The sequence below is a fragment of the Streptomyces sp. NPDC048417 genome (assembly GCF_040651615.1).
In the GTDB taxonomy this organism is placed as follows: Bacteria; Actinomycetota; Actinomycetes; order Streptomycetales; family Streptomycetaceae; genus Streptomyces.
Map to the genome: position 1 here is coordinate 121,652 of NZ_JBEZKI010000019.1, position 25,131 is coordinate 146,782.

Annotated in this window: 23 protein-coding genes; 12 read left to right on the plus strand and 11 right to left on the minus strand. The window is 71.2% G+C overall.

From position 1 onward, the window contains the following. Positions 1–175: 175 nt before the first annotated feature. The 6 genes from AB0D59_RS28780 to AB0D59_RS28805 all read right to left on the minus strand — a co-directional run bounded on the left by AB0D59_RS28780 (position 176) and on the right by AB0D59_RS28805 (position 5,833). The gene (locus AB0D59_RS28780; RefSeq protein ID WP_362571215.1) at positions 176–826 is read right to left on the minus strand and encodes a class F sortase; all 651 of its coding nucleotides are present in this window, start codon (positions 824–826) and stop codon (positions 176–178) included. Further along, complete coding sequence (locus tag AB0D59_RS28785; protein WP_362571217.1) at positions 813–1,559, minus strand: hypothetical protein; 747 nt, start codon at positions 1,557–1,559, stop codon at positions 813–815. Before AB0D59_RS28785 ends, AB0D59_RS28780 begins: the two co-directional genes overlap by 14 nt. 101 nt (positions 1,560–1,660) lie before the next feature. Continuing rightward, positions 1,661–2,905, minus strand: a complete 1,245-nt coding sequence (locus AB0D59_RS28790) for an MFS transporter (protein ID WP_362571220.1) — start codon at positions 2,903–2,905, stop codon at positions 1,661–1,663. Positions 2,906–2,928: 23 nt separating this feature from the next. Continuing rightward, the gene (locus AB0D59_RS28795; RefSeq protein WP_362571222.1) at positions 2,929–4,353 is read right to left on the minus strand and encodes a citrate:proton symporter; all 1,425 of its coding nucleotides are present in this window, start codon (positions 4,351–4,353) and stop codon (positions 2,929–2,931) included. Between the two features lie 183 nt (positions 4,354–4,536). Beyond that, positions 4,537–5,154: a TetR/AcrR family transcriptional regulator gene (locus AB0D59_RS28800; protein WP_362571225.1), complete on the minus strand. Its 618-nt coding sequence runs from the start codon at positions 5,152–5,154 to the stop codon at positions 4,537–4,539. A 64-nt stretch (positions 5,155–5,218) separates the two neighbouring features. Continuing rightward, complete coding sequence (locus AB0D59_RS28805) at positions 5,219–5,833, minus strand: hypothetical protein (protein ID WP_362571228.1); 615 nt, start codon at positions 5,831–5,833, stop codon at positions 5,219–5,221. Positions 5,834–5,990: 157 nt separating this feature from the next. On the opposite strand from AB0D59_RS28805, the gene hmgA reads away from it, so the two are divergent. Genes hmgA through AB0D59_RS28820 form a run of 3 tightly spaced genes read left to right on the plus strand, consistent with a single transcriptional unit; the run spans position 5,991 to position 9,286 of the window. After that, a complete protein-coding gene (gene hmgA, locus AB0D59_RS28810) occupies positions 5,991–7,346 on the plus strand; it encodes a homogentisate 1,2-dioxygenase (protein WP_362571231.1) in 1,356 nt (451 codons plus the stop codon). A 26-nt stretch (positions 7,347–7,372) separates the two neighbouring features. After that, complete coding sequence (locus tag AB0D59_RS28815) at positions 7,373–8,122, plus strand: GntR family transcriptional regulator (RefSeq protein ID WP_362571234.1); 750 nt, start codon at positions 7,373–7,375, stop codon at positions 8,120–8,122. A 12-nt stretch (positions 8,123–8,134) separates the two neighbouring features. Further along, entirely contained in the window at positions 8,135–9,286 is a 1,152-nt protein-coding gene (locus AB0D59_RS28820; protein ID WP_362571237.1) for a type ISP restriction/modification enzyme, read from the plus strand. Between the two features lie 82 nt (positions 9,287–9,368). Here AB0D59_RS28820 and AB0D59_RS28825 read toward each other — a convergent pair whose 3' ends face one another. After that, positions 9,369–10,079: a TetR/AcrR family transcriptional regulator gene (locus AB0D59_RS28825; RefSeq protein WP_362571240.1), complete on the minus strand. Its 711-nt coding sequence runs from the start codon at positions 10,077–10,079 to the stop codon at positions 9,369–9,371. Between the two features lie 63 nt (positions 10,080–10,142). Between AB0D59_RS28825 and AB0D59_RS28830 the strand changes: the two genes are divergently transcribed. From AB0D59_RS28830 to AB0D59_RS28840, 3 genes are all read left to right on the plus strand, one after another. Next, complete coding sequence (locus AB0D59_RS28830) at positions 10,143–11,078, plus strand: ATP-binding cassette domain-containing protein (RefSeq protein WP_362571243.1); 936 nt, start codon at positions 10,143–10,145, stop codon at positions 11,076–11,078. Further along, on the plus strand, positions 11,075–11,851 hold the full coding sequence (locus AB0D59_RS28835) for an ABC transporter permease (RefSeq protein ID WP_362571246.1): 777 nt from the start codon (positions 11,075–11,077) through the stop codon (positions 11,849–11,851). Before AB0D59_RS28830 ends, AB0D59_RS28835 begins: the two co-directional genes overlap by 4 nt. A gap of 205 nt (positions 11,852–12,056) precedes the next feature. Beyond that, a complete protein-coding gene (locus AB0D59_RS28840) occupies positions 12,057–13,253 on the plus strand; it encodes a CaiB/BaiF CoA-transferase family protein (RefSeq protein ID WP_362571249.1) in 1,197 nt (398 codons plus the stop codon). 15 nt (positions 13,254–13,268) lie between these two features. Here AB0D59_RS28840 and AB0D59_RS28845 read toward each other — a convergent pair whose 3' ends face one another. From AB0D59_RS28845 to AB0D59_RS28855, 3 genes are all read right to left on the minus strand, one after another. Next, entirely contained in the window at positions 13,269–13,538 is a 270-nt protein-coding gene (locus tag AB0D59_RS28845) for a hypothetical protein (RefSeq protein ID WP_352220104.1), read from the minus strand. A gap of 126 nt (positions 13,539–13,664) precedes the next feature. Beyond that, on the minus strand, positions 13,665–14,468 hold the full coding sequence (locus tag AB0D59_RS28850) for an anti-sigma factor (protein ID WP_362571252.1): 804 nt from the start codon (positions 14,466–14,468) through the stop codon (positions 13,665–13,667). After that, the gene (locus tag AB0D59_RS28855; RefSeq protein ID WP_362571255.1) at positions 14,465–15,007 is read right to left on the minus strand and encodes a sigma-70 family RNA polymerase sigma factor; all 543 of its coding nucleotides are present in this window, start codon (positions 15,005–15,007) and stop codon (positions 14,465–14,467) included. The genes AB0D59_RS28850 and AB0D59_RS28855 overlap by 4 nt, the downstream gene beginning before the upstream one ends. A 206-nt stretch (positions 15,008–15,213) precedes the next feature. On the opposite strand from AB0D59_RS28855, the gene AB0D59_RS28860 reads away from it, so the two are divergent. From AB0D59_RS28860 to AB0D59_RS28875, 4 genes are all read left to right on the plus strand, one after another. After that, complete coding sequence (locus tag AB0D59_RS28860; protein ID WP_362571258.1) at positions 15,214–16,740, plus strand: DUF4331 domain-containing protein; 1,527 nt, start codon at positions 15,214–15,216, stop codon at positions 16,738–16,740. Between the two features lie 172 nt (positions 16,741–16,912). Next, the gene (locus AB0D59_RS28865; RefSeq protein ID WP_362571261.1) at positions 16,913–18,322 is read left to right on the plus strand and encodes a tetratricopeptide repeat protein; all 1,410 of its coding nucleotides are present in this window, start codon (positions 16,913–16,915) and stop codon (positions 18,320–18,322) included. 29 nt (positions 18,323–18,351) lie between these two features. Further along, positions 18,352–20,250: a nickel transporter gene (locus AB0D59_RS28870; RefSeq protein ID WP_362571462.1), complete on the plus strand. Its 1,899-nt coding sequence runs from the start codon at positions 18,352–18,354 to the stop codon at positions 20,248–20,250. Between the two features lie 45 nt (positions 20,251–20,295). Next, entirely contained in the window at positions 20,296–21,900 is a 1,605-nt protein-coding gene (locus AB0D59_RS28875) for a serine/threonine-protein kinase (RefSeq protein ID WP_362571264.1), read from the plus strand. A 32-nt stretch (positions 21,901–21,932) separates the two neighbouring features. Here AB0D59_RS28875 and AB0D59_RS28880 read toward each other — a convergent pair whose 3' ends face one another. After that, positions 21,933–22,730, minus strand: coding sequence for an SGNH/GDSL hydrolase family protein (locus tag AB0D59_RS28880; RefSeq protein ID WP_362571266.1), 798 nt, complete (start codon positions 22,728–22,730; stop codon positions 21,933–21,935). A 328-nt stretch (positions 22,731–23,058) separates the two neighbouring features. On the opposite strand from AB0D59_RS28880, the gene AB0D59_RS28885 reads away from it, so the two are divergent. Together AB0D59_RS28885 and AB0D59_RS28890 are read left to right on the plus strand one after the other, a co-directional pair. After that, positions 23,059–24,267 carry a S8 family peptidase gene (locus AB0D59_RS28885; protein ID WP_362571269.1) on the plus strand — a complete coding sequence of 403 codons (1,209 nt, stop codon included), beginning with the start codon at positions 23,059–23,061 and terminating at the stop codon, positions 24,265–24,267. Between the two features lie 156 nt (positions 24,268–24,423). After that, on the plus strand, positions 24,424–24,873 hold the full coding sequence (locus tag AB0D59_RS28890) for a hypothetical protein (protein WP_362571272.1): 450 nt from the start codon (positions 24,424–24,426) through the stop codon (positions 24,871–24,873). Positions 24,874–25,131 lie beyond the last annotated feature (258 nt).

Genomic DNA, 25,131 nt, shown 5'->3' on the forward strand with positions numbered 1-25,131 from the left:
CAGCAGCAGCGCCCCGTCAGGGGCGCGGGGCTGTACCGATGTGCGGCTCCGCCACGATGGGGGTCCCCCGCTCGAGCGAAGCCGAGAGTGGGGGAGCGACCAGCCACGACGGCGCGGCAGACGGTAGGGGGGCCGCGGCGGCCGGGCGGCGCGGGCAACCGCCCGCACCGCCCGGTCATTCCGTCGCGGTCAGGTGGGCGAAGACCACCACGTTGCTGGTGTAGCCCGTCTTCCGGCTGAAGAGGCCACCACAGGTGATGACACGGAGTTCGGGACGCCGGGTCTGTCCGTACACCTCTTCGCTCGGGAAACCGGCCTTGTCATAGACCTTCACCCGGTCCACGGTGTACACGGCGGTACGGCCGTCCGCGCGCTCGGCCTCGATGTGTTTGCCGGGCTGCACCTGGGCGAGCGCCGCGAAGACGGCGGGTCCCGTCCGGGTGTCCCGGTGGCCGACGGCGACCGCGAGGCCTGCCTCGCCCGGCGTGGCGCCGCCCTGGAACCAGCCGATCAGCTTCGGGTCGTCGACCGGCGGTGTCTCCAACTGCCGTTCCCGGTCGAGCCGGACCCCGGTGACCGGCGCGTCGACGCCCAGGAACGGGATGCGCATCGACGTCGGCCGGGAGCGGGGCAGCGGGCGGGGCGGGGGGCCGGGCCGGGCCCCGTCCCGGGCCGCGCCCGCCCCGGCGGCCGTCGAGGCGTCCGACCCGTCGGCGCCCCCGCACCGGACCACGGCCACCAGGATGATCGCCAGCAGGGCCGTTCTGGCGAGGCGGTAGGCGCGGGTCCGGTACCAGGGCCTGCGTCTGCGCCTACGCGGCGCCATGGGGCCGACGGCGGATCAGCCGGACGTACACCACGCCGCTGGCCGCGACCAGGCCCACCGCCGTGGCCGCGGCCACGGGCGAGAACGCGGCCGCGCCTGCGAGGCCGCCGCCGCCCGCGTGCACACCACCCTTCGGGCCGTCGTGGTCGCCGCCCTGCACCCAGGCGTCGCCACGCTGGTTGTCCTCGATCTGCCCGTTCGGACCGTTCTGCCCATCCTGCCCGTTCGGGCCGCCCTGGTCGTGATGGCCGTTCGGGTCGTTCGGGCCGTTCTGGCCGTTCGGGCCGTTCTGGCCCTGCGCCCCGTCCTGCTTGCCGTCATGGCAGTTGACCCGGAAGACCTTCTCCTTCAACGCGCCACCCACGACCCATGCGATCTTGTACTGTCCGTCCGCCAGACCCAGCGGGTCGGTGTGACCGGCGCCGCCGGCGAGCTGGATGGTGCCCGCGACGGTGGCTGCGGTCGGCAGCGGCGGCTGTGGCGTGATGGTGTAGGCGATGGCGGTAAGGACGTCGAAGTTGACGGCGTCGAGGTAGAACCTGCAGACCGCCGGGTCGTCCTTCGAGACGCCGAAGGGTACGCCCACCCGGTGGATCCTGATGTCGCCGTTCTCTCCCTGGGCCATCGCGTTCGGCGCCGCCACCCACGACGCGCCCGCCGCGGCGAGTGCGGTGAGGACGACGGTTGCGCCCGCACGGGGACCGGCGGTGCGTGGAAGTGTGAGCGTGGGCATGCAAGCTCCTCCGAGTTAGACGATTTTCATACAAATCGACCTTTCGTCTGGACTGTCACCCATGCACTCCACGGCCCGTGGCATCGACCTCCGACGCGCCGTCAGATATCGCTCGTGCGGCGCAACGCCGGGCCCTTGCGCCGCGTCCGCGGCACCGGACCGGCGCCCTCGGACCGCCCCACCGCCCGCGGCGACCGCACCGCCACGCCCGCCGAGACCAGCAACAACGCGCCCAGCATCACGAACGGCGCAGCCACCCCGGCCACCCCCGCCACCAGCCCCGCCCCGGCCGGCGCGGCCACCTGGCCCAGCCGGTTGCCGGTCAGCCGCAGGGCGAGAGCCGTGGACCGGGCGCCCTCGGGTGCGGCCTGGACGACCGTCGTCATCGACAGCGGCTGCCCGACCCCCAGACAGAAGCCGAGCGCGGCGAGCATCAGGGCCAGCGCCCACACCGGCACCGGCAGCGCGATGCCCCCGCACAGCACGGCCGCCAGGAAGCACGTCACGGTCAGCAGCGCCGGCCGGCCGAGCAGTCGCAGCAACGGCGTGAGGACCAGCCGGCAGGCGATCGTCGCCCCCGCCCGGACACTGAGCAGGACGCCGATCACGGCCGGTGCGATGCCCCGGTGCTCGCCGACCACCGGGAGGTACGCGGTGAGGATGTCGGTCGCGGACAGGACCGAGAGGCTGACCAGCATGCCCGCCGGGACGCCCCGGGCGCGCAGGATGCCGCCCACCGGGACGCGGTCGCCCTGCCCGGGACGGGACGCCTTCGCCGTACGGTCCTCGATGCGCCACAGCGAACTGAACGCGACCGCCGCCCCCGCACCCGCCACCACGAGGGCGAGCGCGCTGCTGCCCGCCATGTCGGGGCCGCCGATCAGCGCACCCGCGGCGATCGGGCCGATCAGCTGGCCCAGCGACGCGCCGATGGTGAAGTGACCGAAGTTGCGGTCCTGTTCGTGCGGGGCCGACCGGCGGGCCACCAGCGACTGCGCACCGATCACGAAGCAGAGGTGGCCGAGGCCCATCACCCCACTCCACAGGGCCATCGTCCAGAGGGAGTTCGCGAGGCCGCTGAGCGCGCAGCCGCCGGATATCAGCACCACGCCGACCGGCAGCAGGGGTGCGCAGCGGCCGTGGTCGGTGCGGCGGCCGAGCGGTACGGCGGCGAAGAGCGGGAGCAGGGCGTAGACACCCGCGATGACACCGACGGCCCGTTCGTCGGCGCCGAGCGCGAGGGCCCGGTAGGAGACGGCGGGCCGGGCCATCGACACCGCCCCCTGCGCGAAGCCGAAGGCGATGACGAGTCGGAGCAGCCAGCCGCGGTTCCTGCCGGGCGCCATGGTGAAGTCCTCCAACGGATCGGTCAGATGATTCCGAACAAAATTCCTGCCCCCAGCACGACCAGGGATGTCAGCGCGGCCCACTTGACGACGAAGCGGGTGTGGTCGCCGAACTCGACCTTGGCCATGCCGACGAGGACGTAGACGGCGGGCACCAACGGGCTGGACATGTGGAGCGGTTGGCCGATGATCGAGGCGCGGGCGATCTCCAGGGAGGAGACTCCGTGGGCCTGGCCGGCCTCGGCGAGGACCGGGAGGATGCCGAAGTAGAAGCCGTCGTTCGACATGAAGTACGTGAGCGGGATGCTGAGCACGCCGGTGACCAGGGCCATCTGCGGGCCCATGCCGTCGGGGATGTTGCCGACGAGCCAGGTGGCCATGTGGTCGACCATGCCGGTGCCCTGGAGGACGCCGGTGAAGACCGCGGCGGCGAAGACCATGCCGGAGACGTTGAGGACGTTCTCGGCGTGGGCGGCGAGGCGGGCCCTCTGGGCGGGCATCTGCGGGAAGTTGACGGTCAGCGCCAGCGCCGCGCCGAGCAGGAACAGCACCGGGATCGGCAGCCACTCCATGATCATGGAGGTGAGCAGTGCGACCGTGAGCAGCGCGTTGAACCAGTACAGCTTGGGGCGCAGGGTCTCGCGGTGCGGGTCGAGGCCCTGGAAGCCGTCGTCCTCCGCCGGCTGGTCCGCGCCGGTTCCGGAGCCGGTTCCACCGCCGCGCACCGCGGACTCGCCCGAGCCGGCTCCCCCGCCGGCACCCGCACCCGCACCGACCAGTACGGTCTCCGTTTCCCTCTCCTTCTCCTCGACCAGCGCCTCCTCCAGCGTCAGCACACCGAGCCGCTTGCGCTCGCGGCGGCCGAGGACGTAGGCGAGGGCGATCACGAAGAGGAGGCCGACGGCGAGCGCCGGGATCATCGGCACGAAGATGTCGCCGGCGTCCAGCTTCAGCGCGGTGGCGGCACGGGCGGTGGGGCCGCCCCAGGGCAGCGTGTTCATCACGCCGTTGGCCATCGCGGCCACACCGGTCATCACGACCAGGCTCATCTTCAGGCGCTTGTACAGCGGGTACATCGCCGAGACGGTGATCATGAAGGTGGTGGAGCCGTCGCCGTCGAGGGAGACGATCGCGGCGAGCAGGGCCGTACCGACGACGATCCGCAGCGGGTCGGCCTTGCAGAACTTCAGGATCCCCTTGACGATCGGGTCGAAGAGGCCGACGTCGATCATCACACCGAAGTAGACGATCGCGAACATGAGCATCGCCGCGGTGGGCGCGAGGCTGGTGACGCCGTCGATGACGTAGTCGCCGAGCTTGGCGCCCTTGCCGACGAACACACAGAACAGCGCGGGGATCAGCACGAGCGCCGCGATCGGCGACATCTTCTTCAGCATGATCAGGACCAGGAAGGTCGCGATCATGGTGAAGCCGAGGATGGTCAGCATGAATGAAATACCTAACGTTCGCCCTTGAACTCCCACCAGGGCCGGCGGTGCGATGACGTTAGGTCCCGTCAAACGTCGTTAACAAGACGTTGACACGCGAGCAATAAGCGCAAAACTCCAGGTCACGAGGTTGCGGCGGCCGTGGTGATGCCCGTGGTCGCTCCATCGGCCGCGGACTTGGACTCAGTCCAGGACGCGCGCCAGATAGGCCCGCAGCAGTTCCCGGGTCTCCGCGATGATCGTCTCGTCGCCCTCCGGGTCCATCCGGAAGGACAGATGGACCAGGGTGTCGGCGGTCTCCACGGCCACCAGGAACGTGCGGCGCAGGGCCTCGTCCGGGGCGCGGCCGAGGTAGTCGGAGAGCAGGTCGGTCAGGCGGTCGGCGACCCTGCGGTTGGGTTCGGCGTGGCGGGCGCCGACCGGGATCTGGTTGCCGAAGTCGACGAGCGAGAAGCCGGGGGCGGTGCGCTTCATGGCCAGGTACTCGTCCAGCACCGCGTCCATCGCCGCCCGCCAGTCGCCCTTCGGCGCGTCCTTCAGCCGCCCGGCGACCCGCTCGGTGTAGCGCTCCAGGTTGCGCTGGGCGAGGGCGTCGGCCATCTGGCGCTTGTTGCCGAAGAAGCGGTAGACCGAGCCGATGGGCACCCCGGCGCGCACCGCGACGGCCCGGGTGCTCAGCTCCTCGTAGCCCACCTCGTCGAGGAGGTCGGCGCAGGCGTCGAGAATCCTGGTCAGCCGTTCCGCACTGCGGCGCTGGACGGGAGCTTTGCGAAGCGAGGGCGCTGGGGGCACGGGCTTCATGATGCCTTTCCGCGGGGATCAGGTGAACCTCGCCCCCCGGTACGGAGACGGATGGCCCATGCACTCATCCGGGCGGTGTGCCGCCGTCGGCCACGGCTCCCGTGCGCGTGGGGGAACCCCCTGTCTCCGAAGGACCGGCCGTCGGGGTCGGTGTGGCCGTCGGGGTCGCCTTCGCGGTCTCCGCGCCCGACGCCGTGACGTCCGCCGTGCTCTCGACCGGTTTGCCGTGTACGGCCCACACCGTGCCGTCGTCCGCGTAGAGCCGGGCGGTGATGTGGTGGGTGCCGTGCGGGACGAGCCGGGCGGGGAGGTGGTACGCGGGGGTGCGCAGCCGGGTCACCAGGCCGCCGTCCACGAAGAGGTAGGCGACGCCGCGCCCGGCGACCGCGCGGGCCGCGCTGCCGGTCCGGGAGAAACGGAAGCGGTGCACGTCCAGTCGTACGTCCCAGCCTCCGGCGCGGTCGGGCGTGACCACCGTGTCCACCTCGGGCGCCTGCTTCTTGTCGATCTCCCGGTAGTGGCGTCCGCTCTCGTCCGTGTCATCGAGGATCTTGCCCACCGGTGAGGGCGACCCCGTCTCCCCCTGCTCGTGCGCCTCCCCGGTCCCGCAACCCGCCGCCGCGACCAGCAGCAGCACGCAGACCGCGAGCGCGCCCGGCAGTCCACGCGTCCACGACATGCCCGGGAGCGTAGAACAGCGCGCCGGAGACCGGATCCCCCTGAAGTCGGGTTCTCGCCATACCTCGCTGGGATGATCCCGGTCCTCTTGCACCCTCCCCCACTCAATCCTACGGTGATACATAGGAATCAAGGACTCACAGGCCCAGGGAGCGATCATGAGCGATGGGGGTACCTCCCGCGCGAGCGTGTTCGAGCGTGAGGGAGCGCGGAAGACCGCCGAGGGACTGACGTATCTCTCGGGGTTCGGCAACGAGCACTCCTCGGAGGCGGTACCGGGCGCGCTGCCCGAGGGCCGCAACTCCCCGCAGCGCACCCCCCTCGGCCTGTACGCGGAGCAGCTCAGCGGGACGGCCTTCACCGAGCCGCGGGCCCACAACCGCCGCTCCTGGCTGTACCGGATCCGCCCCTCGGCCGCCCACCCGGCGTTCACCCGGGCCGCCGGCGACGGGGCGCTGCGCACCGGCCCCTTCACGGACGTCGCCCCGGACCCGAACCGGCTGCGCTGGAACCCGCTGCCGGAGCCGGCGCCCGGTACGGACTTCCTCGCGGGCCTGTGGACCCTCGGCGGCAACGGCGACGCGACCCAGCGCACCGGCATGGCCGTGCACCTCTACCACGCCAACTCCTCGATGGACCGGGTCTTCTCCGACGCGGACGGCGAGTTGCTGATCGTCCCGGAGCACGGCGGACTGCTGCTGCGCACGGAGTTCGGCCTGCTGCACATGGAGCCGGGACATATGGCGCTGATCCCCCGTGGGGTCCGCTTCCGTGTGGACCTGCTGGAGGCCACGGCCCGGGGTTATGTGTGCGAGAACTACGGCTCGCCCTTCCGCCTGCCCGACCTGGGCCCGATCGGCGCCAACGGCCTCGCCAACGCCCGGGACTTCCAGGCCCCTGTCGCCGCCTACGAGGACGTGGAGGGCCCGGTGGAGGTGGTCAACAAGTTCTGCGGCAACCTGTGGACCGCCACATATGACCACTCCCCACTGGATGTGGTCGCCTGGCACGGCACACATGTGCCGTACCTCTACGATCTCCGCCGATTCAATGTGATCGGCAGCATCTCGTACGACCACCCCGATCCGTCGATCTTCACGGTACTGACGTCCCCGTCGGACACTCCCGGACTGGCGGGCGTCGACTTCGTGGTCTTCGCCCCGCGCTGGCTGGTGGGCGAGAACACCTTCCGGCCGCCGTACTTCCACCGGAACGTGATGAGCGAGTACATGGGCCTGGTCGAGGGCGCCTACGACGCGAAGGCAGAGGGCTTCGTGCCGGGCGGCGGCTCCCTGCACAACATGATGTCGGCGCACGGCCCGGACCGGGAGACGTTCGACCGGGCGAGCACGGCCGAGCTGCGTCCGCAGAAGATCGACGACGGCCTCGCCTTCATGTTCGAGACCCGCTGGCCGGTGACGCTCACCCCGCAGGCGGCGACCGCCGAGCATCTGCAACAGCGCTACGACGACGTGTGGCAGGGCCTGGAGCGCCACTTCCGGCCCTTGCACTGAAGATCCCCTACCGGTACGGATGGCCCGTGACCTCCTTCGCCCCGGACTCGATCGTCCTGAACCGAAAGCTTCCGCTCTGGTATCAGGTGTCGCAGTCGCTGCGCGCCTCGATACTCGGCCGCTCACCCCGGGACCCGCTCCGGCTGCCCACCGAGGAACAGCTGGCGGAGCACTACGGCGTGAGTGTGCTGACCATGCGGCAGGCCCTGAAGGAGCTGGAGGACGAGGGCCTGATCACCCGGCACCGCCGCCGCGGCACCTTCATCCAACCGGACGCCCGGCGGGGCACCCCGGTACGGCTCCTCGGCTCGGTGGACGCGATCGTCGCCCAGCAGTCCGGTATGACGGCCGAGCTGCTGGACCACGGCACGGCATCCGTGACGGGCGAACTCACCGAGTACTTCCCGGATCTCGACGAGGTGGCGACGTACCACCGCCTGCGCAGTGACGAACAGACGGGCGAGCCGACCAACCACGCCCGCAACCACGTCCGCCCCGAACTGGCCGAGCGCATCGACCCGGAGGACCTGGCCCGCCGGCCCATGACCAAGGTGCTCCGCGACGTGGTCGGCGCCGACATCAGCCGTATCACGGACACGGTCGAGGCCCGGCTGGCCGACCCGGAGACGGCCCGGCTGCTCCAGGTCCCCCTCCTGAGCCCGATCCTGCACTACACGGGAGTCACCTACGACACCGCCGGCCGGGTCCTGGACCTGGCGGTCATCCACTACCGGGGCGACCGTTTCTCCTTCACGGTCACCCTCGACGCCACCTGAACTCGTCGTACGATGCCGGGCGTGACGCACGACGACGCTCCGCCGCTGGCGGACCTCATGCCGTGGTCCGTCGCACCACTCCGGCTCGGCCGGGGGTGGCCGACGGCCCCCGACCCGGCGACCCTCAAGGCCCGCTGGGACGCCCTCCTCAAGGCCGAGGGCGGCGACCGCGAGACCCTGTTCGAACCGACGCGCGCCCGGACGGTCCACTCGGCGGTGGCGCAGCTGCCGGGCCGGCCCACCGGCACGGAGCGGCTGGAGCAGGCCTCGTCCCCCTGCCCGGACCCGGTCCGGGTGCTCTCGGCCCCCTTCGACGAGCAGTGGCTGATCCCGGACCACCGCCTGATCGACACGGCCCGCCCGGAGTTGTGGCGGACGGCGGACGACCAGCAGATCTTCGCGGTGGAGTCGGCGGAGGGCCTGCCGTTGCTGGCGACCTCCCTCCTCCCCACCCTGCGCGCGGGCCGCGTCCGCCCCCTCTACCGCCGTCCCGGCGGCACGGAACCGAACCTGGCACCGGGCCTGCTGAGGCACCTGGCCGACCGCCTGGACCTCGCTCTCACCCCACCGGACGTCCTGGCCTGGACCCTGGCGACGATCCGCCCGGACCACACGGTCCCGCTCACCGAGGACCCCGGCCTCTGGGCCCAGGGCGTGGAGTTGGGCCACCGGGCCCTGTGGCTGCTCCGGCGCGACGGCGGCCGCCCGAAGCTCCCGGGCGGCCGGCGCCCCTACGTCCGGGCCCCCCTCCCCGCCCGCCCGCTCACGATCCGCTACGACCCCGAGGAGGAGGCCCTGCACATCGACGAGGGCCTCATCTCCCCGGTGCCGCCGGAGGCGTGGGAGTTCGCGATGGGTGAGGTGAGGATCCTGGAGGCATGGTTCGCAGCACGGACGACCCCGGCGGAACCGGGAACCCTGGCGGCGATCGTTCCGCGGGTCTGGCCCCAGTCATGGACGTCGGACCTGCTGGAGCTGATCACGGTCCTGGCCTTGCTGGCGGAGGTACGTGTCCAGCAGAGCGAGTTGGAGATCAAGTCACCGATCACCGCGGCGGAGCTGACGACAGCGGGCGTCCTCCCACCGCCGGAGACGTCCCGCAGACCGGCGTCCGTCCTGGAACACACGGAAGAAGGCCCGGCGGGTCAACTGACGCTGCTGTGACCAACCTTCTTGGGGGCGCGGGCCGTATTCGATATGCGGCTACCGCCGCGCGGGCGCGACAAGCCCCCCACCCACCCGCGGATCACGACGACGCGAACCCGTCCAAGACCCTCTCCAGCGCCCGCCGGAAAACCCCCTCCAGATCAATCGGCCCCGCATCCTCCGCAAACGCCGCGGCCATCCGCGGATACGCCCCCGACGCGATCTGCCCCCCGAGATAGGCGATCCGCACCGCGTTCTCCTGCTCCTGCGACCACGGCAGACTCCGAGCCCGCTCGGCCGTGTCGAGTTCGTTCCCCACGTAGGTGGTCACCACGCCGTTCAGCATGGCGATCAGCTCCAGCTTCGTCCCGTACGGAGCGTCCAGCGGATCCAGGCAGGCCAGACAGTGCTCCAGATACCGCAGCGCATGGGGGCTGAACCCATAGACCGGTGACATGAGACGTGGCACCCAGGGATGCCGATACATCAGCTCCCGCGTCTGCTCGGCGACGTGCAGCATGTCGGCCCGCCAGTCCCCCGTCGGCTCCCACAGCTCGTGCTCCGCGCCGACCGCGTCAACCATCAGCTCGTACAAGTCCTCCTTGCGGGGGACGTAGTTGTACAGGGACATCGTCCCGCATCCCAACGCGGCCGCCACATGCCGCATCGACACGGCGTCCAGCCCCTCCGCGTCGGCGATCCGCACCGCGGCCGCCGCGACGTCGGCGCGCGTGAACGCGGGCCTCGGCCCCCGCCCCGCCCGTTCGGGGCGGGCCCAGATCACCGCGGGTTCGGCCCCTCGGACTGACATCGGTCATCACCTCGCCCACCATGCTAGTTACGTACACCGTACGCAGTGCGCTATGGTCGACCCATGGCTACTACGTACGCTGTACTTAGTGAAGGTCTGGAGAAGCGCTTCGGCGCTGTGCACGCCCTGCGCGGCCTCGATCTGGCCGTCCGGCAGGGCTCGGTCTGCGGACTGCTCGGGCCCAACGGGGCGGGGAAGACGACGGCCGTACGGCTGTTGACCACGCTCCTTCGGCCGGACGCGGGCTCCGCCCGCATCGCGGGGCACGACCTCGTACGCAAGGCGGCGGCCGTGCGCCGCAGCATCGGCGTCACGGGGCAGTACGCCTCGGTCGACGGCGACCTCACCGGCCGCGAGAACCTGCGCCTGTTCGCCCGGCTGCACCGGGTGCGGGGGCCGAACGACCGGGCGGCCGAACTGCTCGACCGCTTCGGCCTCGCCGAGGCCGCCGACCGCAAGGCCGCCACCTACTCGGGCGGTATGCGCCGACGCCTCGACCTCGCGGCGAGCCTGGTCCGCCGGCCCGAGGTGCTGTTCCTCGACGAACCCACCACCGGCCTCGACCCGGTCAGCAGGAACGGCATCTGGGACGCGGTACGGGAGCTGACGGCGGACGGTACGACCGTGCTGCTGACCACGCAGTACCTGGAGGAGGCCGACCGACTCGCCGACGACATCGTGCTGATGGACGCGGGCCGGGTGGCGCAGACCGGCACCCCCACCGAGCTCAAGGCGCTCATCGGCTGGTACGCGGAGGCGGTTGTCGCCGATCCGGACGCGCTGGCGAAGGCCGCCGCCGTTCTCGACCACCTCACCGGAACCGAGCCGCGGTTCGACCACGACCGGCACGCCGTCGGCGCCCTCACCACCGACCCGACGCTCACCCTCCCCCGGCTGGTTCGCGAACTCGACGCGGCGGAGGTGCCGTTGCTCGACGCGAGCCTCAGACAGCCGACCCTGGACGACGTTTTCCTCCGACTGACGGGAAGTCCCGTATGAGCGCGCTCGCGTACGACGGTGCGGCGATGGTGGGCCGGCAGCTGCGCCGGGTCCGCAACAGCCCGGGGCTGGCGGTCCTCACCCAGATGATGCCGGTCAACATGCTGCTGTTCTTCGGCTATGTCTTCGGCAGCGCGCTGGCGATGCCGGGCCCGGAGTACCGTTCCTTCCTCGTGCCGGGGCTGCTGGTGGCGACCGCGGCCGGCGGGGTGATGACCGGGATGTTCCAGGCCGCCCAGGACACCCACCGGGGTGTGATGGACCGCTTCCGGACCATGCCGGTGAGCCGGGCCGCCGTACCGCTGGGGCAGGCCGTGGCCGATCTCGTCGTCACCACGGCGGGTACCGTGCCCCTGCTCCTGGTGGGCCTCGCCGTGGGCTGGCGCGTCGAGGGATCGGCGGTCGCGGCCGTCGGCGCGGTGGGGCTGCTGCTCCTGTTCCGGTTCGCCTGCACGTCCGTCGGCGTCTTCCTCGGTCTGCTCAGCCGCAGCGAGGAGGCCGCGGGTCAGCTCGGCGCGGCGTCCTTCGTCCTGCCGCTGCTCTCCAGCGCCTACATCCCCACCGGCAACCTCCCGGGCTGGCTGCGCACGGCGGCCGAGTGGAACCCGATCAGCGCGGTGACGACGGCCCTGCGCGACCTCTTCGGCAACGCGCCCGTCCCCGCGGGCGCCGCGTGGCCGGTGGCCCACCCGGTCGCTGGCTCGCTCGCCTGGAGCACGCTCCTGATCGCCGTCTTCCTGCCGCTGGCCGTACGCCGGTACGGCCGCGGCTGACACAACCCGCGCTACCGACGGCACCGACGCGACCGACCGCCCCGGCACCACCGACGCCGCCGACCGACACCGACGGCAGCGTCCCGGCCGACCGGCCCGACGGCGGCGTCCCGGCCGACCGGCCCGACGGCGGCGACGCGGCCGACGGCCCCGGTCGTAGCGGCGCTGCTGACAGAACCGCCGGTCGCGGGACATGATCCAATCCATGGACCGTCTTCCGCTGCCCCTGGAGGGCATCACCGTCGTCGCCGTCGAGCAGGCCGTGGCCGCGCCCTTCGCCACTCGGCAGCTCGCCGATCTGGGTGCCAGGGTCGTCAAGGTCGAGCGGATCGACGGCGGCGACTTCGCGCGCGGTTACGACACCGCCGCCCAGGGGCTCGCCTCGCACTTCGTGTGGTGCAACCGGGGCAAGGAGTCCATCGCGCTGGACCTGAAGGACCCGCGTGGCCTGGACGTCGTGAGAAGGCTCGTCGCGGACGCGGACGTCTTCGTGCAGAACCTCGCGCACGGGGCCGCCGCCCGGCTCGGTCTCGACGCGGCCACGCTGTGCGCCGCGCACCCCCGCTTGGTCGCCGTGGACATCTCCGGATACGGGGCGTCAGGACCGTACGCCGGCAAACGCGCGTACGACATGCTGGTGCAGTGCGAGGCGGGGCTGGTGTCGGTCACCGGGACGCCGGAGCAGCCGGTGAAGGCCGGGATCCCGGCGGCGGACATCGCGGCGGGCATGTACGCCTTCTCGGGCGTCCTCGCGGCGCTGGTGCGGCGTGGGACGACCGGCCGGGGCGGGCCGGTGGAGGTGTCGATGCTGGACGCGCTGGCCGAGTGGCTGGGGCATCCGCTGCATCACACCCTGCACGGCGGGACCCCGCCGGAGCGCACCGGCCTGGCGCACGCGGTGATCGCGCCGTACGACGCCTACCCGACCGGGGACGGCGGGCGGGTGCTGCTCTCGGTGCAGAACGACCGGGAGTGGCGGCGGCTCGCCGAACAGGTGCTCGGGCGGTCGGAGTTGGGTTCGGATCCGGCGTTCGCGACGAACTCGGCGCGGGTGGCGAACCGGGCGCGGACCGACGAGCTGGTCGCGACGGCCCTCGGGGCGGTCGGCACCGACGAGGCGGTGGCGCGCCTCGAAGCCGCGGGCATCGCGTGCGCGCGGCTGCGGGACCTGCACGAGGTGGCGGAGCATCCGCAGCTGGCGGCCCGGGAGCGGTGGCGGGAGGTGGGGTCGCCGGTCGGGCCACTGCGTGCGCTGCTGCCGCCCATCACGCTGCCGGGCGGGGACGAGGCGCGGATGGGGGACGTACCCGCGCTCGGACAGCACACCGAGGCGCTGCTGCGTGCCGTGGGGATGACGGACGCCGAGATAGCAGCGCTGTGCCGGGACGGTGTGGCTGCCTGAGCGCGAGCCTGACGGTCAGTGCTTGTTGCCGCCGAACAGCGAACGGCGCAGCCGACGCAGTGGCGCGAAGAGGGAGACGCGGCTGACCCGCGCACCCCGGTCGCTGCGCTGCGCGGGTTCACGCGCGGTCAGCTCACGCATCAGCGACGTCGCCTCGACCGCCTGCTGCTGCGGTATGGCGGGACCCGCCAGTACCGACAGATGGCGGTCGAGGCGCGAACTGGTCGCGCTGCTCCCGCAGGTGATCGCAGGAACCCTCGCCCTGCTGCGTGTTATCTGCTCCATGTCACTCCCCACCCGTACGAGTCCACCCGGCCCGGGCAGGGTAACCCTATCGCCCCGATGGGGCACTCGTGTATCGCGGTCACAGGATTCACCTTCCCCGCAAGGCTGTTGACGACCCCTCTTCGACTACTCTCCGAATCCGACCGATTTCAGGGCGAGTTGGACAACCGGCTGGCTGGTGGGCTGCGCCGAGCCGCCCGCGGGCTCGACGGTTACGGCGAGTGACGTGGCTGACTTGTCGAGGCCCGTGGCGACCAAGGGCGTGTCGGCCTTGAAAAGCCCGAGGGAGCGCGGTTGCGCACGGGGGCGCATCAGCCAGAGCTGGTGCACGCGTCCCTTCGACAGGGTGCCGTATCCGCTCAGCGTGACGACGGCCTGCCCCTGGGATGCGGAGACCACCGCTCCGATACTTCGCCCCTGGGGGTCCTTGCCGCTGGTCGCACGGGCGTCGGTCGCGGCCAGAACGTGGGCGATCTCACGCGACTGGGCTCGCTCCGCGTCCAGTTGGTCCTGGGTCCGGCCGGCCTGCACCGCGAAGAGGGAGGCGACGACCAGCGCGGCGGCCGCGGTGGCGGTGGCGAACGGCACGAACAGGGGGCGCTGCCGTCTGCGCGGCGGCGGGGGCTGCCCGCCCCAGACATGCGGCGGCAGATTGGGGACGTGCTCGCGGGCGGGGGCCGGCGCCTGCGGGGTGGCGCGTACGGCGGCCAGGACCCGGTCGCGCATCGCGAGGGGCGGCGGGGCGGCCGTGGACCAGGCCAGTCGTACCGCGTCCTCGGTCAGCGCCCGGACCTCGGCGGCACACCGGTCGCAGTCCTTGAGGTGCTTCTCGAAGCGGCGCCGTTCACCGGGCTCCAGGGCGTCCAGGGCATAGGGCGCGGCCAGCGAGTGCAGGTCCTCGCGGTGCAGCAGCCGGCCGACCAGGCTCATGCGGCACCTCCCAGGCAGTCGCGCAGCCGGGTGAGTCCGTCACGCATCCGTGTCTTGACCGTGCCCAGCGGCAGTTCGAGACGCTCGGCCACCTCACGGTACGTGTAGCCGTCGTAGTAGGCGAGGGTGACCGACTGGCGCTGGAGGGCGGTGAGTCGGTCCAGGCAGCGGCGTACCCATTCGCGCTCCAGGCCGGCCTCCACCTCCTCGGCGACCTGGTCGAAGGCCGGTTCGCCCGCGCGCAGCGCCTCGCGCTGTTCGCGTTCGCCGGCCGCGCGGGCGCTGCGCACCCGGTCCACGGCTCGGCGGTGGGCGAGGGTGAGGATCCAGGAGAGGGCACTGCCGCGGCCCGGGTCGAACTTGGGTGCGGAGCGCCAGAGTTCGAGGAGTACCTCCTGGGCCACCTCCTCGGACTGGGCGGGGTCGCGGACCAGGCGTCGTACGAGCCCGAACACCGGACCGGACACCAGTCCGTAGAGGTCCTCGAACGCCTTCTGGTCGCCGGCCGCGACGAGCACCAGCAGTTCGTCCGCCTCCACCCCGGTCCCCCTTCTGTGGCCGCACCCGGCCCGTCCTCCCACACCAGGCATTCGCAACTGACGCACCTCCGGCAGAAGTACGTATGCGGGAGGCAAAAACGCGGGTCGAGCAGGAAGAAAAGATTTTTTTCTTCGGACCAATCCAAACGGCCCTCCTGCTCCGTATACCCGTCCGTCAAGCAAGTTGGGACCGAGGGACGGACGGCATGACACCTCTAATCTCCAGGAGTGGCGCGGGGCGCAAGGGCCTTGTCTCGCTCATCTGTGGGGCACTGGCCACCGGCGGGATCACAGCCGCCAGCGTCGCCGCGCTGGAACCGGGAGCGGCCTCTGCCTCCTCCCACCGGGAAGCCCCGCTCATCTCGGGCACCCCCCAGTACGACAACACCGACCTGTACGCGTTCGTCAGTCCGGACAAGCCCGACACGACGACGATCGTGTCGGACTACATCCCCTTCGAGGAGCCGGCCGGCGGCCCGAACTTCTACCAGTTCGCCGACGACGCCCAGTACGACATCCACATCGACAACAACGGTGACGCGCTGGACGACCTGATCTTCCGCTACACCTTCCACACCCAGATCAAGAACAAGAAGACGTTCCTCTACAACACGGGGGTGGTCGACAACCTGACCGACCCCGACCTGAACGTCACGCAGTCCTACGACATCGACCTCATCAAGCTGAAGAAGGGCAAGGAGCAGTACAAGACGAAGGTCGCCGACGACATCCCGGCGGCCCCGTCGGACGTCGGCAAGGCGTCGATGCCGGACTACGCGAAGCTGCGCTCCCAGGCGATCTACAAGACGTCGAACGGCGGCGCGACCTTCGCCGGGCAGGCGGACGACCCGTTCTTCGCCGACCTGCGCGTCTTCGACCTGCTGTACGGCGGCAACCTCTCCGAGGTCGGCCGTGACACCCTCAAGGGCTACAACGTCAACACGATCGCCCTCCAGGTGCCGAACTCCCTGATCCGGCAGTCGGCGTCGCGTCCGACCGTCGGCATCTACGCGACGACCCAGCGCAGGAACGCGCAGGGCTACTACGCGCAGGTCTCGCGCCTCGGCAACCCGCTGGTCAACGAGGTCGTCAACCCGCAGAAGGACAAGGACAAGTTCAACGCGTCCCAGCCCAAGGACGACGCGCAGTTCCTGAAGAACGTGACCAACCCGGAGCTCCCGAAGCTCATCGAGGCGATCTACCACATCAAGGCGCCGTCCGAGCCCCGCAACGACCTCGTCAGCGTGTTCCTCACGGGCGTCAAGGGCCTCAACACGGAGCAGCCGGAGGCGACGCCGTCGGAGATGCTCCGCCTGAACACGTCCATCAAGCCCACCGCCAAGCCCAAGCGGCTAGGTGTCCTGGACGGTGACAACGCGGGCTTCCCGAACGGCCGCCGGCTCACCGACGACGTGATCGACGAGGCGCTGCAGGTCGTCGAGGGCGAGCTGGTCGGGTCAAAGAACGACCTGGGCGACGCGGTCGACAAGAACGACAAGGGCTTCGAGAAGTACTTCCCGTACGTGGCCGAGCCGACGTCCGGTTCCCGCGGAGCACTCGCCAAGGCTGCCGGAAGCAGCACGAAGAGCGCCCTGGGTGACGCCCTGACCAGCTCCGACAGCAGCAGCAACACGACGCTGATCGCCGGTTCCGCGGCCGCGGGTGCGGCGGGCGTGCTGCTGATCGGTACGGCGTTCGGCTGGTGGCGCCGTCGGATGCAGCGACCGTACTGAGCGCTGCGCCTGGGGCAGGTGGGTGACTGCGGGCCGGCGTGGGCCAGTCGCGCAGTTCCCCTCGCCCCTTAGGGGCGCAGATCGCCCCCCATGTACCGGCGCGGCCCGCACCCACTCAATCCCCCACGGCGCGGGCCGCGCCACCCCATGCGACATCTGAGTAGGAGAGGGCATGGCCCCGGGTACGAACGACAAGCAGCCCGCCGAGCCGAAGGACGACGAGCGGGTCACCGCCCTGCGCCGCTTCGCCGCCGCGGGGCGGAACTGGCGGCGGGCCCGACTCGCGGGCTCCGCAGTGCTGTTGGCCGTCGCGCTGACCGGTGGGGCGATCGCCTTCGGGGCGTCAGGGCAGGACGGCGGTACGCCGATGGCCGCGTCGAGTGCCGTGTCACCGGCGCTGCTCGCGAGCGGGGATCTCGACACCAGCATCGCCTCCCTCCAGGCCCACCTCCGCACCCAGCCGAAGGACTCCGACGGCTGGGCCACCCTGGGCCTCGCCTATGTCGAGCAGGCGCGCACCAAGGGCGATCCGTCCCGCTACCCGCAGGCCGAGAAGGCCCTCGAGCGCGCGCTCCACATCACCCCGGACAACGACCAGGCGCTGGCCGGCCAGGCCGCACTGGCGGCCGCCCGGCACCAGTTCGCTCCGGCGCTCACCTACGCGGACCGGGCCCTCAAGCAGAACCCGTACAACGCCGGCGCCCTGTCCTCCCGTATCGACGCCCTGGTCGAACTCGGCCGCTACGGCGACGCGGCGAAGGCTGCCGACCTGGCCGACCAGCGCAAACCGGGCGTACCGGTGTTCACCCGGTACGCGTATGTGCGGGAGTTGCGGGGTGACGTGCAGATGGCCCGGCAGGTGCTGCAGCAGGCGCTGTCCACGGCCACCTCGAAGGGCGACATCGCCTACGTGGCCGCGCAGCTCGGCCTGCTCGCCTGGAACCAGGGCGACTACAAGAGCGCGCTCGACTACTACGCCCGCGCGCTGGCCGCCGACGAGAACTACCTGCCCGCGCTGGAGGGCCGGGCGCGCGCCCAGGCGGCGAGCGGCGACCGGGCCGCCGCCATCAAGGGCATGGAACTGGTCGTCTCCCGCTACCCGCTGCCCCAACCGCTCGTGGAGCTCGGCGAGCTGTACGAGGACCGGAACGCCAAGGGCGACAAGGCGAAGGCCGAGGACCAGTACGCGCTCGTCGAGGCCTGGATCGCGCTCGCCCGCGCCAACGGCGTCAACGCCGACCTCGACACCGCCCTCGCCGCCGCCGACCACGGCAACAAGGCCGAGGCGCTGAAGGCCGCCCGCGCCGAGTGGGCCCGCCGCCACACCGTGCACACGGCGGACGCACTGGCCTGGGCGCTGCACGTGAACGGGAAGGACAAGGAAGCGCTGCCGTATGCCCGCCGGGCCACCGCCACCGGCTACCGCAACGCCTCCTTCAGCTACCACCTGGGCATGATCGAGTTGGCCGACGGCGACAAGGCGGCCGGCCGGGCCGCCCTCACCAAGGCCCTCAAGCTCAACCCCGGCTTCTCCCCGCTGGGTGCCCGTACGGCCCGTAAGGCGCTGGAGGCCTCGAAGTGAACCTCCGCCGCGCCGCCGCCCTCTTCGTCATGGCCTGCGGCCTCACGCTGCTGCCGGCCACGGCCGCGAGCGCCCACCCGCTCGGCAACTTCACCGTCAACAAGTACGACGGTCTCGTCGCCGCCCCCGGACAGCTCCGCGTCGACCATGTCGAGGACCTGGCCGAGATCCCGGCGACCCAGGCCAAGCCCGACCTGAAGCGGCTGGGCACGACCAGATGGGCCGAGCAGCGCTGCGCGACGGCGGCCGACGGCAGCGCACTCACCGTCGACGGCAGGGCGACCGCGCTCACCGTCGCGACCAGCCACGCCGAACTGCGTCCCGGGCAGGCCGGTCTGAACACCCTCCGCCTGGAGTGCCGGTTCACCGCACCCCTCCCCAAGGGCAGCACGGCCGCTCTCTCCTTCCACAGCGCGGGGACCGACACCGGTCCCGGCTGGCGGGAGATCACGGCGCGCGGCGACCGGATGACGCTGCCGAGGACGGACGTACCGAAGACGTCCGTCTCCCACGAACTCACCAGCTACCCCAAGGACCTGCTCTCCTCCCCGGCGGACATCACGACCGCCGCCGTGCGCGTGCGTCCGGGCGGGCCGGCCCTCGCCGAGGAACGGCAGGACGCCCCGGGCGCCGCGATCCTCCCCCGGGGCGTCGACCACTGGACCCAGGCCCTCACCGACCTGGTCGCCCGCAACCACCTCACCGTCGGCTTCGCGGCGCTCGCGCTGTTCATCGCGATCGGCCTCGGCGCGATGCACGCGCTGGCGCCGGGCCACGGCAAGACCCTGATGGCGGCGACGGCGGCGGCCCGCGGCGGCCGCGCCCGCCTCCGCGACGTCCTCCCGCTGGCCGCGTCGGTCACGGTCACCCACACGCTGGGCGTGGTGGCCCTGGGCGTCCTGGTCACGGCGGGCTCGGCGGCGACGCCGTCGGTGATCGCGTGGCTGGGCATCGCCAGCGGCCTCATGGTGCTGGCGGCGGGCGCGAACCTGACCCGGAGGGCGTGGTGGAACAGGGCCCACCAGCAGGCACACGCCCACGGCCATGACCACGCGCACGACCACGCGCATGAACACGCGCACGCGGCGGCCGAGAAGCGCGAGCTCGCGCTGGTCGGAGCACACGAGCAGGGCCACGTACACGCCCGCACGCACGACGGCCCGTCCCACGGCCACGACCACAGCCCGTCGCACGACCACGGCCACGACCACAGCCCGTCTCACGGCCACGGCCACGGCCACGGCCACGGCCACGGCGACAGTCACGCACACGAGCACGGCGACAGTCACGCACACGAGCACGGTCATGTGCACACGCACGACCACGGCCACAGTCCTTCTCACAGCCATGGCCACGACCACAGCCACGCCGACGGTCACAGCCACGGTCACGACGCCCAGGCACCTGCGTTCGCCGCCACGACGGCCGAGGCCGACGGCCGGTCCGCACCCCGCACAGCCCGTTCGGCGATTGAGGACGAGGCCGTTCAGACCGAAGGGGGGTCAGGAAGCGCAGCCCCCGAGAGCGGTCACACCGACGTGCCGCACAGTCACGGCGGCTTCACGCACACCCACTCCACGGCCCCCACCCTCCGCGGCACCATCCTCCTCGGCTTCGCCGGGGGCCTGGTCCCCAGCCCCTCCGCCGTGGTCGTGCTCGTCGGTGCCGCCGCCCTCGGGCAGGCCTGGTTCGGGCTGCTTCTGGTCGTCGCGTACGGCGTCGGTCTCGCGCTGACCCTGACCGCCGCCGGGTTCGCCGTCGTCAAGCTGGGTACGGGAATGACTCGGGTGTTGGACAAACGCCCTCGTTGGACCACCCATCCCATGGTCACACTGGTCCGCAGGACCACCCCGCTCGCCTCGGCGCTCGTGGTCGTGGCCCTGGGCGCCGGATTGGTACTCAAGGGCGCCGCATCCGCACTGCTCTGAGTTACGTTTGTGATGAATCAGCGCGAGCTGCCGTGGGGAGCACCCGTGACCGAAGAGCCGGGCCGTGAGCGAGTGATCGCGGGCCGCTACAGACTGTTGTCCCCGCTCGGCGAGGGCGGCATGGGCACCGTGTGGCGGGCCCGCGACGAGGTGCTGGGCCGCGAGGTCGCCGTCAAGGAGGTGCGGGCGCCGGCCGGGCTGCCCGGCCCCGACGTCGAGCGGATGTACGCCCGTCTGGAGCGCGAGGCCTGGGCCGCGGCCCGGGTCGCGAACCGCAACGTGGTGACGGTGTACGACGTGGCGATGGAGGGCGGACGGCCCTGGATCGTCATGGAGTTGATCCGCGGGGTGTCCCTCGCCGACGTACTGGACAGCGAGGGCCCGATGTCCCCGCAGCGGGCCGCGGGCATCGGCGCCGAGGTGCTGTCCGCGTTGCGGGCCGCGCACGCCGCCGGGGTGCTGCACCGGGATGTGAAGCCGGCCAACGTGCTGCTGTCGAACGACGGACGGGTGGTCCTCACCGACTTCGGGATCGCCACCGTCGAGGGCAGCTCGGCGCTGACCATGACCGGTGAGGTGATCGGCTCACCCGAGTTCCTCGCCCCGGAACGGGCGTTGGGGCGGGCCTTCGGCCCCGAGTCGGACCTCTGGTCGCTCGGGGTGCTGCTGTACGCGGCGGTGGAGGGCACCTCCCCGTTCCGGCTGGACACCCCGCTGAACACGCTCCGTGCCGTGGTGGACGAGGAGTTGCCGCCGCCGTACCGGGCGGGGCCGCTCACCCCGGTCATCGAGGGGCTGCTCCGCAAGGACCCGGCCGACCGGCTGTCGGCCGAGCAGGCCGAGCAGGACCTGCGGTCGGTCGCGGCAGGCGGTACCCCTTCCTTCGGGGGCACGCCCCCCACCGCCGCCACCGTCCCGATCCCGGGGCGGTACGACGCCCCGACCCGCGTCGCCCACCAGCAGCAACCGCCGTCCTCCACACCGCCGTTGCCCACTCCCACGGACGCCCGGCCGCCCGCTTCCGGCCGCGACGGCACCCGGAGTGCCGGGGTACTGCTGATCGTCGGCCTGGTGCTGGTCGTCCTCGCGCTGGGCGGGCTGACGTACGTCCTGCTCAACCGCGGCGACGGGAACGGTGACAACAACGCCGGCCCCAGCCAGTCGGCCAGTAACCTCAACTCCCCGGCGCCGAGCCGGAGCAGCGGCAAGGAGACCAAGTCCCCGTCGCCGTCCGCGAGCAGCAGCGCGCCCGCGCAGAGTGTGAAGGTCGGCGTGGCAGGATCCCGCACCGACTACTCGGGGAGCTGTCCGCCGTCGACCGCGCAGGCCCCCGCCTTCACGGCGACGTTCACGGTCGGGAGCGTGCCGGCGGAGGTGCAGTACCGCTGGGTGCTGAAGAAGGGGTCGCTCGACGACCAGGGGTGGAAGACGCTGTCCTTCCCGGACGGCGGCGGGAAGACCCGGCAGACCGGGGTGACCGTGACGACCTGGTCCGACAGCGGGACGCTCAATGACGCGATCGCCGTCGAGGTGCGCAGCCCGGTGACGGGTACGTCCGACTCGGTGCCGTTCTCGGTGACCTGCACCAAAACGACGGAGACCCCGACCGGCGGGGCCTCCTCTTCGCCGTCACCTTCAAGCTCGTCCTGAGTACCGGCAAGCTGCCGCTGACGGGCCGATGGTCACGCGTCGCTGGTCAGGACCGGCAGGTAGCCGCCGGAGTGGCCGGCCGCGGTGGGGTGGTAGGACTCGCCGATGTCCAGCCAGTTGACGCTGTGCAGCCAGGAGCTGCTGGAGCAGATCTCGTGGCCGGAGAACGTGGTGCGGATGTCGCCGAAGACGAAGCCGTGGTCGGCCGCGCGCTTGGCGATCGCGGCGTCGATGTAGTCGGCGGCGTTGTTGATGGCAGAGCGCTTGGTCGCGGAGAGGCCGAGGCAGGTGGTGCCCAGCTTGTAGAAGCGGGGGTAGCCGAGGACGACGACCCTGGCGTTGGGGGCCTTGGCGCTGATGGCGTCGTACACGTCGTCGAGCTTGCCGGGGAGTGTGGAGTCGACGTAGGCCTCGGCGGTGTTGATCCGGGACAGGCAGGTGCTGTCGGAGCTGATCACACAGGTCGTCATGACATCGGCGAAGCCCGCGTCGTTGCCGCCGATGGTGATCGAGACCAGGGCGGTCGAGGAGCTGAGCGTGCCGAGCTGGCCGGAGAGCACGTCACCCGTGGTCGCGCCCGAGCAGGCGAGGAACGAGAACGAGGACGGGCCGTGCGCGGCGTTCCACAGGTAGGGGTAGGCGTTCGTGCTGCGGTCGCAGCTGCCACTTGAGCTGATGTAGCTGCCGGCGCCGACGCCGGACGAATACGAGTCGCCGAGCGCCACATAGCCGCCGGTCGCGGCCTGCGCTTCGGTTGCGGCCCCGGCGAGAGTGAGGCCGGTGGCGAGGAGGAGTGAAGTCACGTATGCCGTAATTCGGGAACGTCTCATGGAACCTCCCTTTAGCAGGATCTCTGCCACAACTGTCGTACCAACTACGCGTGTTGACGGGAAGTGTCCATGCCAAAACTTTTCAGGGCCTCAACCAGCCCTCACCGGACCGATCCTGTGCGTTACCGGTGCGTTTGATTGCGTGTCCATGACAGCTCTGTGACAGGTCGTCAACTCCCTTGTTCTTTGCCTCGGGAAAACCGATTCTTTACTCGGTCCGGGAGCGGAACGCGACGCTCCAGGGCCGTGTGCGCGAAGCCGCGCGCACACCCCCACATCCGCGCGCGCCCGACCCGGACGCGCGCTGCCTGAGGAGGACTCCCTCGTAATGGCACATCTGCGTACCCAGAAGCTGCGGTTCGCCGCCGTCACCACCGTGGCGGCCGCCGCCCTCGTCGGCGGACTCACCGCACTCCCCGCCCAGGCCGCACCCGCCACCGGCAGGGTGCTGCACGCCGGCTCCCCCACGGCCGTCAAGGGCAGCTACATCGTCACCCTGAAGAACAGCGCCGGCTTCAAGGCCTCCTCGACCGAGGGCAAGGGCCTGATCAAGGAGTACGGCGGCGCGGTCAGCAAGACGTTCGGCAAGGCGCTGAACGGCTACTCCGCCAAGCTCTCGGCGAGCCAGGCCGCGAGACTCGCCGCCGACCCGTCGGTGGCCGCGGTCGAGCAGGACCAGACGGTCCACCTCACCGACACCACCCAGTCCAGCGCCCCTTGGGGCCTGGACCGCATCGACCAGGCGAGCCTTCCACTGTCCGGCACCTACACCTACCCGGACACCGCGGGCAGTGGGGTGACCGCCTATGTGATCGACACCGGTGTGCGCATCACCCACACCCAGATCAGCGGACGTGCGTCCTACGGCTATGACGCGGTCGACGGCGACACCACCGCCTCCGACGGCAACGGCCACGGCACCCATGTGGCCACCACCATCGCGGGGTCGACCTACGGTGTGGCCAAGAAGGCCAGCATCGTGGCGGTGCGGGTGCTGGACAACAGCGGGTCGGGCACCACGGCCGGCGTGATCGCGGGCATCGACTGGGTGACCTCGAACCACACCACCCCGGCGGTCGCCAACATGTCGCTCGGCGGCTCGGCCTCCACCTCACTCGACACCGCGGTCGCCAACTCCATAGCCAGCGGGGTGACCTACGCGATCGCGGCCGGCAACAGCAGCGCCAGCGCCTCCTCGTACTCCCCGGCCCGGGTCGCGACCGCGATCACGGTCGGCGCCACCACCAGCTCCGACGCCCGGGCCAGCTACTCCAACTACGGCTCGGTCCTGGACGTCTTCGCGCCCGGCTCCTCCATCACGGCGGGCTACAACACCAGCGACACCGCCACCGCCACCCTGTCGGGCACCTCGATGGCCACCCCGCACGTGGCAGGGGCGGCCGCCGTATACCTCGCGGGCCACACCTCGGCCACCCCGGCCCAGGTCGCCACGGCACTGGTCAACGGAGCGACGTCCAACGTGCTCACCAGCGTGGGCACCGGCTCGCCGAACAAGCTCCTGAAGCTCGTGCCGTAACCGATCACCGGTACGCACCGGAATCGAGCGACTTGTTCCCCGGAGACAACAGGCGCCTCCGGGGAACGGTCATGTCCGGAGACCCGCTTGACGCTCCCCGTTCGTCTGCGCGACATTGAAGCCCGGCATCCGACGCCTTGGGGGGCAAAGTCGGCCATGCAGACCATACGGGTCAAGACATCATCAACAGCGGACGAACGGGCACGGCCGGGACCAGGACCGGGGAGGGACCTGGGACCCCTGCTCGCGGGGGCCGCCACGGCCGTCGCCGGGACCGGTGCACTGCTCGCACTGACCGACTCGGGCTCGCCACTGCGCGGCCCGTTGACGCTGCTCTTCCTGATCGCCGCGCCGGCCGCGGCGATCGGTCTGGCGCTGCGCGGGTTCGACCCGTTCGCCCGGGTGCTCACCGCGCTGGCGGGCGCGGTCGCCCTGGACATGCTGATCGCACAGGGCATGATCGCCACCCACCGCTGGTCCTGGCGCGGCGGAGTCGTCGCCGTGACCGCGTTCAGCATTCTGCTGCTTCTGCTGGTACGACTGCGACCAGTGGAACGCATTCTCAAACACACATCCCGACGGACCGGGAATACCCGTTCGAGTTGAAGAACAAGGTCGGCCAAAGTTTCGTAACGGCCAAACCAACAAAAACGTGAGGCCCACTTCCAGGCCTTGCCATACTGGTCCAATCATCAATACCGTCGTACATCTCACCCGCATCGGATCGTCATCAAGCGGCTCTAGGGGAGGGCTCAAGGACCGCGATGTTCCGGAGCGGGGCGCGGTAGGGGGGTGCCGTGCTCGGTGACCGCAATGACCACTGTCGTTTCTCGTGTGACACTGTCGTTTCCGAGTCGTGCCGCG